General features: G+C 70.6%; 10 protein-coding genes. 2 read left to right on the plus strand and 8 right to left on the minus strand.

What is annotated here, in order from left to right; genetic code table 11:
* Positions 1 to 75: 75 nt before the first annotated feature.
* From pntB to H516_RS0107355, 4 genes are all read right to left on the minus strand, one after another.
* Positions 76 to 1,419 carry a Re/Si-specific NAD(P)(+) transhydrogenase subunit beta gene (gene pntB / locus H516_RS0107340; RefSeq protein ID WP_245561761.1) on the minus strand — a complete coding sequence of 448 codons (1,344 nt, stop codon included), beginning with the start codon at positions 1,417 to 1,419 and terminating at the stop codon, positions 76 to 78.
* 70 nt (positions 1,420 to 1,489) lie between these two features.
* Positions 1,490 to 3,061, minus strand: coding sequence for a Re/Si-specific NAD(P)(+) transhydrogenase subunit alpha (locus tag H516_RS0107345; RefSeq protein WP_022889077.1), 1,572 nt, complete (start codon positions 3,059 to 3,061; stop codon positions 1,490 to 1,492).
* Positions 3,062 to 3,493: 432 nt separating this feature from the next.
* Entirely contained in the window at positions 3,494 to 5,326 is a 1,833-nt protein-coding gene (locus tag H516_RS0107350; protein WP_022889078.1) for an oleate hydratase, read from the minus strand.
* Between the two features lie 148 nt (positions 5,327 to 5,474).
* Positions 5,475 to 6,023, minus strand: a complete 549-nt coding sequence (locus tag H516_RS0107355) for a hypothetical protein (protein ID WP_157432176.1) — start codon at positions 6,021 to 6,023, stop codon at positions 5,475 to 5,477.
* Between the two features lie 74 nt (positions 6,024 to 6,097).
* On the opposite strand from H516_RS0107355, the gene H516_RS0107360 reads away from it, so the two are divergent.
* The gene (locus H516_RS0107360) at positions 6,098 to 6,808 is read left to right on the plus strand and encodes an IclR family transcriptional regulator (RefSeq protein ID WP_022889080.1); all 711 of its coding nucleotides are present in this window, start codon (positions 6,098 to 6,100) and stop codon (positions 6,806 to 6,808) included.
* A 154-nt stretch (positions 6,809 to 6,962) separates the two neighbouring features.
* Here H516_RS0107360 and H516_RS0107365 read toward each other — a convergent pair whose 3' ends face one another.
* The 4 genes from H516_RS0107365 to H516_RS0107380 form a co-directional block, all read right to left on the minus strand.
* Positions 6,963 to 8,879 (minus strand): FAD-binding monooxygenase, encoded by a 1,917-nt coding sequence (locus tag H516_RS0107365; protein ID WP_022889081.1) that lies wholly within the window; start codon positions 8,877 to 8,879, stop codon positions 6,963 to 6,965.
* 309 nt (positions 8,880 to 9,188) lie between these two features.
* Positions 9,189 to 10,112: a methyltransferase family protein gene (locus H516_RS0107370; protein ID WP_022889082.1), complete on the minus strand. Its 924-nt coding sequence runs from the start codon at positions 10,110 to 10,112 to the stop codon at positions 9,189 to 9,191.
* Entirely contained in the window at positions 10,105 to 10,635 is a 531-nt protein-coding gene (locus tag H516_RS0107375; protein WP_022889083.1) for a putative immunity protein, read from the minus strand. The genes H516_RS0107370 and H516_RS0107375 overlap by 8 nt, the downstream gene beginning before the upstream one ends.
* Before the next feature lie 33 nt (positions 10,636 to 10,668).
* On the minus strand, positions 10,669 to 11,112 hold the full coding sequence (locus H516_RS0107380; RefSeq protein WP_022889084.1) for a YdeI/OmpD-associated family protein: 444 nt from the start codon (positions 11,110 to 11,112) through the stop codon (positions 10,669 to 10,671).
* A gap of 62 nt (positions 11,113 to 11,174) precedes the next feature.
* Between H516_RS0107380 and H516_RS0107385 the strand changes: the two genes are divergently transcribed.
* Positions 11,175 to 11,546: a cupin domain-containing protein gene (locus H516_RS0107385; RefSeq protein ID WP_022889085.1), complete on the plus strand. Its 372-nt coding sequence runs from the start codon at positions 11,175 to 11,177 to the stop codon at positions 11,544 to 11,546.
* The last annotated feature ends 57 nt before the right edge of the window (positions 11,547 to 11,603 follow it).

Below are 11,603 nucleotides of genomic sequence, written 5' to 3' on the forward strand. Positions count from 1 at the left end.
AGGAGCGTATCGAGACCGGTTGCGAGGGTCTCGATACTCGTGCTCCTTCTTCGCTCGCTACTCGACCAGCGGGGGCTACAGCACCCGGAGCAGGTCCTCCACGCGCTGCTTCGCGTCGCCGAAGAGCATCTGCGCGTTGTCGCGGGTGAACAGCGGGTTCGCGACGCCGGCGTACCCCGAGGCCATCGAGCGCTTGAAGACGACGACGTTCTTCGCCTCCCACACCTTCAGCACCGGCATGCCGGCGATGGGGCTGCCCGGGTCTTCGGCTGCGGCCGGGTTCACGGTGTCGTTCGCGCCGATCACGAGCACGACCGTCGTCTCGGGGAAGTCGTCGTTGATCTCGTCCATCTCCTCGACGATGTCGTACGGCACCTTCGCCTCGGCGAGCAGCACGTTCATGTGCCCAGGCAGGCGCCCGGCGACGGGGTGGATGCCGAATCGCACCCGCACCCCTCGCTCGCGCAGCCGGCTCGTGAGCTCGGCGACCGGATACTGCGCCTGCGCCACCGCCATGCCGTAGCCGGGGGTGATGATCACCGACGAGGCGTCGCGCAGCAGCTCCGCGGCATCCTCGATGTTGATCTCTCGGGCTTCGCCCTCGGCCTCGCCCGACGAGGTCGGCGCGGCGATGCCGAAGCCGCCCGCGATCACCGAGATGAACGAGCGGTTCATCGCCTTGCACATGATGTACGAGAGGTACGCACCCGACGAGCCGACGAGCGCACCGGTGACAATGAGCAGGTCGTTGTTCAGCAGGAAGCCGGCCGCGGCCGCCGCCCAGCCCGAGTAGCTGTTCAGCATCGAGATGACGACCGGCATGTCGCCGCCGCCGATGGATGCCACGAGGTGCCAGCCGAGCGCGAGGGCGAGCGCCGTCACGACGACGAGGAGCCACAGTTCGGGCGTGATCACGTACCAGACCGTGAGCACGACGAAGGCGATGAGCGCGCCGAGGTTGAGCACGTTCTTTCCCGGCAGCATCAGCGGTGCCGACTTCATGCGCGCCGAGAGCTTGAGGAACGCGACGATCGAGCCGGTGAACGTGACCGCGCCGATGAAGACGCCGATGAAGACCTCGGCGTGGTGGATGTCGAGGAGGGCACCGCTCATGCCGGTCTCCTCGAGGGCGCCGTTCCAGCCGACGAGCACCGCGGCGAGGCCGACGAAGCTGTGCAGCAGGGCGATCAGCTCGGGCATGCCGGTCATGGCGACGACGCGCGCCCGCCAGAGACCGATCGCTGCGCCGACGATGACGGCGATGACCAGCAGGGTGAGCCCGGTCGTCACGGTCGGTGTTCCCCAGGCGTCCGCGAAGGTCGCGTACACGGTGGCGACGAGGGCGATCGTCATGCCGGCGATGCCGTAGCTGACACCCGCCTTGGCGGTTTCGTGCTTGCTGAGCCCCGCGAGGCTCATGATGAACAGCAGTGCCGCGACGATGTACGCGGCTCCGGCGACCGAGGCCGGGGTCAGCAGGGAGGTCGTCTCAGCCACGGTCGGCTCCAGTCCTGCCCGCGGCGAACATCGCGAGCATGCGTCGGGTCACGGCGAAGCCGCCGAAGATGTTGATGCTGGCGAGCAGCACGGCGATGCCGGCGAGGATCTGCACGACGAGCACGTCGCTCGTGATCTGCACCATCGCGCCGACCACGATGATGCCCGAGATCGCGTTGGTCACACTCATGAGCGGCGTGTGCAGCGCGTGCGCCACCTTGCCGATGACGTAGAAGCCGACGACCACCGAGAGCACGAGCACCGTGAAGTGCTGCGGCAGGGGTGGTGGCGCGATCGCATTGACGGCGAAGAGCGCGGCGATTCCGACGGCGACGAGCACCACCTTCTTCACGGGCGACATCGGCTTCTTCGGTTCAGGTGCGGTCGCAGCATCCGTCGCGCTCGATCGGCCGGATGCCGCGGCGGCGGGCGCGGCGGAGACCTGGACCGGCGGCGGCGGCCAGGTGACCGCGCCGTCGCGAGCGACGGTGACCGAGCGCTGCACGATGTCGTCGAAGTCGAGCTCGAGCTCGCCGTCCTTGCCGGGCGTGAGCAGCTTGACGAGGTTGACGACGTTCGTGCCGTAGAGCTGCGAGGCCTGGGTGGGCAGGCGCGATGCGAGGTCGGTGTAGCCGAGGATGGTCACGCCGTTCGGGGTGACGATCTTCTCGCCCGCGACCGAGCCGTCGACGTTGCCGCCCATGCCGGCGGCCATGTCGACGATGACGCTGCCCGACTTCATGCTCGCGACGTCGGCCGCGGTGATGAGCTTCGGCGCCGGGCGCCCCGGGATGAGCGCGGTCGTGATGATCAGGTCGACGTCGGCCGCCTGCTCCGAGTAGATCTCGGCCGCGCGACGGTCGTACGCCTCGCTCGTGGCCTTCGCGTAGCCGTCGGTCGACTGCTCGACCTCGACCTCGACCTTCAGGTACTCGCCGCCGATCGAGCGCACCTGGTCGGCGACCTCGGGCCGGGGGTCGGTCGCCCGCACGATCGCGCCGAGGCTCGAGGCCGCGCCGATCGCGGCGAGCCCGGCGACGCCGGCGCCCGCGACGAGCACCTTCGCGGGCGGCACCTTGCCGGCCGCGGTCACCTGGCCCGTGAAGAAGCGGCCGAACTCGTGCGCGGCCTCGACCACGGCGCGGTAGCCCGCGATGTTCGCCATCGAGCTCAGCACGTCCATCGACTGCGCGCGCGAGATGCGCGGCACGGCGTCCATGGCGAGCGCCGTGACGCCGCGCTCGGCGAGCCGCTCGAGCAGTTCGGGGTTGAAGGCGGGGGCGAGCAGGCCCACGATCGTCGTGCCCGGGGCGAGCTCCGCGATCTCGGCGTCGGTCGGGGCGTTGACCTTCAGCACGAGGTTCGAGGCGAGCGCCTCGGCGGCCGTGCCGACGATCGCCGCGCCCGCATCGCGGTACGCCTCGTCGGGGAACGCGGAGGCGGCACCGGCCCCCGCCTCGACGGCGACCTCGTAGCCGAGGGAGATCAGCTGCTTCACGGTCGCCGGCGTTGCGGCGACCCTGGTCTCGGGCGGTTGCTCGGTGACGACCCCGATGCGCGTCATGCGGTGCTCCTCTGCGTGTGCGTTCGTGGAGGCGACCGCGCGGTCGCGGCGGCCTCGACGCAGCGACCCTCGTCGCGTTTGGGGGAGTCCGGGTTTGCGGCGACGGTGCTGCGTGTCGACACCACTGTAGGGCCGCCCGAGCTATTTCCTCAATGTGAAAGTTACATTTCGTTATGCGGAAGAGTCGGGCTGGGTACCGGGTGGTGCTGGCCTCAGCGTAGATCGCTCCGAGCCGAATCGAGCCGTCTTTCCGACCTGAAAGGCGTGAAGAATCCGTAATTCTTTCATGCGGCGGAATTCCGCGGCCCGGCGGAGCCTCGCCGAATGAGCCTCGCCGAAGGAGCCTCGCCGACAGAGCCCGAAGCGGCCTGAACCGGGCGGAGTTCGTGACGGGGCATCCGATCGCCTGCTGACGACCGGATGCCCCCTGGCTCACTCGACCGCGTCGTCGGCCCGCTCGCGCACCACCGTGCCGCCATGCTCGGGAATGAGCCTGAAGTCGGTCAGCAGCTCGCCCACCTGCGTGCCGTCGAGCCGCGCGAACAGCCGCTCGCGCAGGAACGCCGGACCGGGAAGCGCGACCTCCTCGCCGTCGCGAAGTCGGCTCGTCGCCTTCAGCAGGTGCCGCACGTCGTACGTCGACCCGAACACCTCGGGCACGCCGCGGTCGATGCCGAGGAGCCGGTACGCCGCCTCCATGCCCGTGCGCACCGAGTACTCGGTCGTGAAGATGCAGTCGCGGGTCGTCTCGGCGAACTGCCCGATGAACGCGAAGTTCTGCGCACCGGCGGGCACCACGTCGGGACGGTCGCCGGCCTTGCGCGGCATGAAGAAGCTCGTGACGTACGGCATCATGACCGGCACCGCCGTCGCGGCGTTCGCCGCCAGCTCGTCGATCTCGTCGACCGGCACGCCGAGGTGGTAGAGCCACTCGCGGGTGATCTCCTCGCCCGTCGACTCCTGCAGGGTCTTGCCCGTGTAGTCGCCCGGCACGTCGACGAAGAGTCCGTAGACCCACACCACGATCTGGTCGGCGGGTTGCATCTTGAAGTGCGGCTGGCGGTTGACCGTCCAGCTCATGAGCCACGACGAGTCGCGCGCGGTGACGATGCCGCCCGTGACGACCTTGCCGCTGAACGGGTCGCGCTGCGCGATCTTCTCGATGTAGGCGGGAATGCGGGCGTCGAGCGTCGTGACCGTGGCCGACTCCCATTTGGTCTTCTGGATGTCGCCGCAGAAGACCTCGGGCCGGCCGAACGAGGGATGCTTCGCCGCGATGTTCTGCCAGAGCGCCCACCCCGCGGCGGGCGACTCGTCGAGCTTCGCCGGGGTGTGCTGGTCGCCCTCGTCGGAATTCTCGGTGAGGCCGCCGATGGTCGCGAGCACGAGGTCGTCGGGCCCGAGATCGACGCCGCCGCGGACCCCGTCCTGCACCCAGTGGATGCGCGTGGCCCGCTTCGAGACATCCGCGCCCTGACCGTCGCCGTCGCCGTCGAACGCGAAGTCGATGTCGGTGACCTGCGTGTCGAAGTGGAAGGTCACGCCCTGGTCGAGCAGCCACCGGTACAACGGAAGCACGAGCGACTCGTACTGGTTGTACTTCGTGAACTTGAGCGCCGACAGGTCGGGCAGGCCCCCGATGTGGTGCACGAAGCGGTGGATGTAGAGCTTCATCTCGAGCGCCGAGTGCCACTCCTCGAAGGCGAACATCGTGCGCCAGTAGAGCCAGAAGTTGCTGCCCAGGAAGTCCTTCGAGAACACCTCGTCGATGCGCTTGTCCTCCATCTCCTCGCGCGTCGCGAGGAACACCCGCACGATGTCCTTCTGCGCGGCGTCGTCGAGGCCGAAGAGATTGTTCGTGTGCGCGTCCTGCCCCTGGGCTTCGGTCACGCGGCAGAGCGAGAAGTTCGGGTCGTCCTTGTTGAGCCAGTAGAACTCGTCGAGCACGCTCGCGCCCTCGATCTCGAGCGAGGGCACGGTGCGGAAGGCGTCCCACAGGCACTCCATGTGGTCCTCCATCTCGCGGCCGCCGCGGATGACGAAGCCCTTCTCGGGGCGCTTGATGCCGTCGAGGGCACCGCCCGGCAGCGGCAACCGCTCGACGATCGAGATGCGGTCGCCCGGCAACTGCCCGTCGCGGATCATGAAGAGCGCGGACGACATCGACGCGAGCCCCGCGCCGACGAACCACGCCGACTTGCCGTCGACCCCCTCCGGCTTGCGCGGACGCGCGAACGCCTCGTAGTTGCCGGTGCTGTAGTACATGCTTCCCCCTTCGTCGCGCTGCGACGATGCGCAGCGCACCACTCTCGATGGTACCGGCGGATGCCTCGCCGTGCACCCGCACGGATGTGCAGATGCGGGGAGCATCGCCCGAACGGAGGGACTCCTCCGAGGCTCCGAGCGCCCGGCGTCACCGCTCGGCGTCGGACCGGCGACGGCGCCGCGTCGCGCGACGCGCGGCCATGCGCCCCAGCGAGAGGTCCTCGGCCTTGCGCATCATCTCGGGCTCGAGCTTCACGTAGCCCGCGCTCTGCACGCCGATGGCGACGGCGCCGCTCGCGAGGATGACGACGCCGGCGATCCAGCTGATCTGCCAGAACGCCGCCACCGTGCCGACGCAGGCCGCAGCCATCGCGACCCCCCGGGCGACGCCGACGCTGCGCGCGCGGCTCACCCGGTGCCGATACGCCTCCTGGCTGCCGAGCAGCATGAGCCCCGCGAGCAGCGGGATCGCCACGGCGAAGCAGATGACGGTCACCAGTCCCAGCACGGGCGGGTCGTCGCCGCCGATGTACGGCTGGATGAGGATCGCACCCAGCCCGATCAGGCCGCCGTAGCTGAGGGTGTTCTGACGGATCAGTTCATCGGCGAGGCCGGGCTCCTTCATGAGCTCGCGGGTGATCGCCTCGTCGTCGTTCACGCCCTCGCCGTTCTCTGCTGAGGGCTCGCGCTCGGTCATCGCGACAGTCTCGCACCGACGGTGCTGCACCGCCATCGTCCGATGATCGAGCAGGGCGTTCTAGTATCGGACGCATGGCGGCAGACACGACGGCGCAGGGGGGCTCGCAGACGCTGAGCCGGGGCATCCGCATTCTCGAGATCCTCGCCGACGCCGATCGCGCCCTCTCGATCGACGAGGTCGCCGCCGAGCTCGGTGTGCACCGCTCGGTCGCGTACCGCCTGCTGCGAACGCTCGAGTATCACGGCCTCGCCTCACGCGACGCCGCCGGTCGCGTCGGGCTCGGCGCCGGCCTTGCTGCCCTCGCCGCCGGCGTGCAGCGCGACCTGCAGCAGCTCGCGCTGCCCGAGCTCGCCGAGGTGGCCGAAGAACTCGGCATGACCTGCCTGCTCGCCGTGCTGCTCGACGGCGACGAGGCCGTCACGCTCGTGAGCGCGTCGCCCCGGCGCACCGCCGCCGTGTCGTACCGGCCCGGGCATCGGCATCCGATCACCCGCGGGGGGCCGGGCAAGGCCATCCTCATGGGGCTGCCCGAGTCGCGCTGGCCCGGAGACGTGGCCGAGGCGCTGCGCGTCGAGATCGCCGAGAGCCGGGCGCGCGGGTACACCGTGAGCCACGACGAGGTCGTGCCGTCGCTGCGCTCGGTCGCGGTACCGCTGACGCTGCCCGGTCAGCCGCCGGCCGCGATCGCGGTGATCCACGTGTCGTTCCCGCGGCCCGAGGCCGAGCTCGCCGAGCGCCTGCTCGTTGCGACGACGAACCTGCGCCGGGCGTCGGGCGCCTGACCCGCGTACCGGCGCCGCCCGCCCGCAATGCTCACGCCTGAGTCGGCTTCAGCGCCTCGAGGACGGTTCGATCTGCCCTCCCGGCACCGAAGTCACCTCAGGCCGGCAGGATGCCGCGGGAGGAGGCGGCGCGCGAGGTCAGCGGCGCGCGAGGTCAGCGGCGCGCGAGCATCTGCCCCGCGAAGAACTCGGCGAGCTCGGCGGGCGCGGTGAGCGGCAGTACGTGCGCGACGTACCCGTCGGGGCGCACGACCACGACCGCGCCGTCGCGCGAGATGCCGCGCTCCTCGAAGATGTCGGTGCGGCACCAGTAGCTCGGCCCGGCCGCGAACACCTTCTCCCAGTCCGTGAGGCCGAGCGGCCCGGTCTTCGGGCGGAACACCTCGGGCGCGAGCGTCAGGTCGAGCTGGTCGTGGGGCTGCTGGTAGATCGCCTTGACATCGAAGACCGCGTCGGCGTCGGCGCCCTCGGGCGTGAACCGCGCGAGCGGCGAGTCGGGCGACGTCGACAACCATTCGGCCCAGTCGGTCAGGGCGGATGCCTCGCCCGCCGCGGGAGCATCGGCGAACGCGTACACGCGCCAGCGGCCGTCGGCCTTGGCGTGGTGACCGAGGTGCACGACGTTGCCGTCGCACACGAACGACACCTGCGACGATTTGAACCGCTTGCCGATCGGGAAACCGGTGGCGAGCGACTGGTGCGAGGCATCGCCCGTGATCATCGAGGGGCCGTACTGCGTCATGAACCCCGACGGGAACTCGGCGGTGCCGAGATAGAAGGTCGCGAGCTCCTGCGGATCGCTGATCTCCTCGGGCTTGCGGGCCATGAGCGACGACCACTCGCGGTCGAAGTCGATGAGCTGCTGCGCGACGGGCTGCCGTTCGGCCGAGTAGGTCGACAGCAGCGACTCGGGCGCGAGCCCCGAGACCACCGATCCGAGCTTCCAGCCGAGATTGAAGCCGTCCTGCATCGAGACGTTCATGCCCTGACCGGCCTTCGCGCTGTGCGTGTGGCAGGCGTCGCCGGTGAGGAACACCCGCGGCGCGGCATCCGCCTCGTCGCTCGAACGGTCGTCGAAGTGGTCGGTGACCCGATGCCCGACCTCGTAGACGCTGAACCAGGCGACGTCGCGCACGTCGAGCGTGTAGGGGTGCAGGATGTCGTTCGCCTTGGCGATGATCGCCTCGATCGGCGTCTTGCGCACCTCGTGGTCGTCATCTTCGGCCACGGCCCCCAGGTCGATGTACATGCGGGAGAGGTAGCCGCCCTCGCGCGGGATGTGCAGGATGTTGCCCGCCTCCGAGTTGATCGCGCACTTCGTGCGCCAGTCGGGGAAGTCGGTGTTCACGACGACGTCCATCACGCCCCACGCGTGCGCCGAGAACCCGCCGAGGTGCTTGCGGCCGATCGCGTCGCGCACGCCGCTGCGGGCGCCGTCGCAGCCCGCGACGTACTTGGCGCGCACCGTGCGCTCCTCGCCGGCGCGCTCGCCGGCCGTGTACCGCACGCGCACCTCGACGGGGTAGCCCGATGTCGCGCCTTCGCTGCCCGCCTCATGAACGGTGAGTCCGACGAACTCGATGCCGTAGTCGGGTGCGATGCGGCCGGGCCCGTGGGCGGCCGCCTCGGCGAAGTAGTCGAGCACGCGCGCCTGGTTCACGATGAGGTGCGGGAACTCGCTGATCTTGTAGCCGTAGTCCTCGGTGCGCGAGGTCCGCACGATGCGCGACCGGTCGGCGGGGTCGGGGCCCCAGAAGTTCATGTAGCCGATGTTGTAGGCCTCGGCGATGATGCGCTCGGCGAAGCCGAACGCCTGGAACGTCTCGACGCTGCGCGGCTGGATACCGTCGGCCTGACCCAGCACCAGGCGGCCGTCGCGGCGCTCGATGATGCGGGTGACGACGTCGGGGTACTGCGAGAGCTGCGCCGCGAGCAGCATTCCGGCGGGGCCCGAGCCGACGATGAGCACGTCCATCTCGTCGGGCAGCTCCGCGGGGCGGTCGACGCCGACGCCTGCTGCGGGCTGCACCCGCGGGTCGCCGGACACGTAGCCGTGGTGGTGGAACTGCACGGTGGGCTCCTCACATCGTCGTGTCGGGGCATCCGTGATTTCGAGCGGTGGATGCCTCGTGCTGTTCGATAATCGAACGTGCTATTCGTTTATCGCGCGTGTACATGGTAGGCGCGGACCGCCTGTGACGCAAGATCGGGGCCGCCCAGCCCCCACTCCCGGCACTCCCGGCACTCCCGCACCGTCGTGTGCAGAACTCAGGACGCCGCGCCCGCCACGCCGCACGGTCGCCCGGTCCGTGCGGCGCGTCGCCCGGACCATCCTGAGTTCTGCACAGGCCCGGGCACGAGCCGTCGGGTCGCGATGACGTCAGCTGGGCGACACGTCGATCGTCGGGCCCGTGCGTCGTGGCACCCAGCACCGCACCGCCGCGCGGTACCGACGGAACTCCTCGCCGAATCGCGCCTCCAGCTCGGCCTCCTCGAGCGGGCGCACGACGAAGTTCCAGAACAGACCGCCCGCGATCGCGTAGACGACGACCAGCCACGAGCCGAGCATGAGCCCGACCCCGACGCCCTGCGCGATGCCCGCCACCGCCATCGGGTTGCGCACGAACCGGTACGGCCCGGCGAGCACCAGCCGGTTCGCGGTCGCGGCGGGCAGCGGGGTTCCGGCACCGCGGGTCGCCATCGCGACCGCCGACCAGATGCCGAGCGCGCTCGCGAGCACGAACACCACCGCGCCGGACGGCGCGAGCCAGACGGGCGCGACCACGGTCAGCTGCCAGCGCTGTTCGAGCCAGGTGATCCCCAGCGGCACCACGCCGAGGAAGACTCCCCAGAAGACGAAGATCTGCGCGGCGGTCGCCGCGAGGTGCGCGCGGGGCTTCGCCGTCGCGTCCGCACGGCGGAATCGGAACGGGCCGACGAGCATCCACTCGGTCGGCACGCGCCCCAGCACCATCAGGCTGAGCGCCACCGCGGATGCCACGGACGCCGCCGCCATGAGCAGCACGCCCCACCCGGCCTCGCCGGTCACGGTCGCGACCACCGCCAGGGCGCCGGTGACCACGAGCGTCCACCCCGTCGCGACGAACGCCGCCGCTCGAACCCTGAGTGCGGCGACCGCCGAGGCGCCGACGAAGAGCGGGACGTCGAGCACGGCGACGGCCACCGCGTCGAGCCCGCCGAGCGTCGCCTCGCGCACGAACGGCACCGTGAACACCGCGAGCCACCAGACCAGGCCGGCGAGCGCCTGCACGCCGAAGTACGCCCGGCCGAGCCGGTCAGTCATCGAAGACGTACCAGCAGATCGGGCTCCGGCGCTCCTGATCCTCGAGCACGAGCTCGCGGATCTCGGGCGGCAGCCGGGCGCGCTGCCAGTCGCGCTCCGCGAGACGGGCCCGCTCCGAGGCATCCGCGCCGCCCTGCAATGCCGCCGCGGCGGCCGCCGCCCTGATCGCGTACGCGGCGGCCCCCAATTCGTGCTCGGCGACATGGGCGACCACGACGGCCTGGCCGACCGACCTCGCCGCGTACTTCACCGGGTCGGGCTTGCCCCGGGCCGCGGCGTTGGCGAACCAGGCGGCGCGGTGCGCCTCGCGCATCCGCACCTCGCCCCGCACCCATCCCCGCGCGACCTCGAGCGCCTCCCGCGGCCGCGGGTCGTCGGGCTCCGCCTCCTCGAACAGGTGCAGCACATGGTCGGAACAGGCGATGGCCCACTCGGCGAGCCGTCGGTGATCGTCGTCGGCCAGCGTTCCGCCGCGACGGATCGTGATGAGCCGTGGATCGCGTTCTTTCGGGAGGATCGGCACCCTGCCATTCCTACCACCGGGCGGATCGCGAGCTCAGGCGCCGCGCAGCTCGGCGAGCAGCTTCTCGACGCGGCGCAGGCGGGTGTCGGCGCCCTTCGCCTGAGCGATCACGCGGGCGTGCTGCCGTCGCCGGCTCAGGGTCAGGGCTTCGAACGCGGCGCGCGCGGCCGGGTCGTTGTCGAGCGCCGCGCTGAGCTCGGACGGTTCGCCGACGGTGATCGGCTCGGGGTCGAGCTGGAGGTCGATCACGACTTCGTCGCCGACCTCCGCGCCGGTGGCGGCGCGGTTGGCGTTGCTGAAGCCGATGAGGTCGCGACCCCGCATGATCGCGATGCGCGTGCGCCACGAGTGGCCGGCGATCGTGACGACGACCCGCGGACGTCTGCCGCCACCGAGCGCCTCGACCACGGAGGGTGGCACCTCGAGGCCGCGCATCTTCTCGTGCGGCTCGACGATCGCGGTGAACTGCTCTGCCATGAGCCCATCCTGCCGCAGGGATTCCCCCGCGGCATCCGGCCAGCCCGCGTAGGCTCGACCGCGTGAGCGAAGACGTGCGCAACCTCAAGACCGCCCTCGCGTCGATCGGCGAGCCGTGGCAGCCGCACCGGCTGGTGAGCGTCGACGACACCGACGTGAAGGTGGTGAAGCTCCATGGCGAATTCGTCTGGCACACGCATCCCGACGCCGACGAGCTGTTCCTGGTGCTGAGCGGCGAGCTCACGATCCAGCTCCGCGATCGCGACGTGGTGCTCGGCCCCGACGATGTGTTCGTGGTGCCCAAGGGCGTCGAGCACTGCCCGCGGGCCGATGCCGAGGTGCATGCCGTGCTCATCGAGCGGCGCGGCACCGTCAACACCGGCGACGCCGGGGGCGAGCGGACCTCGCCGCTGCGCGAGCTCGACCGACCCTGATGCGTCGGTGAGACGACGACGCCGCCCGCACCCCGTGAGGGGCCGGGCGGCGTTCGA

Origin of the sequence: Agromyces italicus DSM 16388 (assembly GCF_000421545.1) — a bacterium.
In the GTDB taxonomy this organism is placed as follows: Bacteria; Actinomycetota; Actinomycetes; order Actinomycetales; family Microbacteriaceae; genus Agromyces; species Agromyces italicus.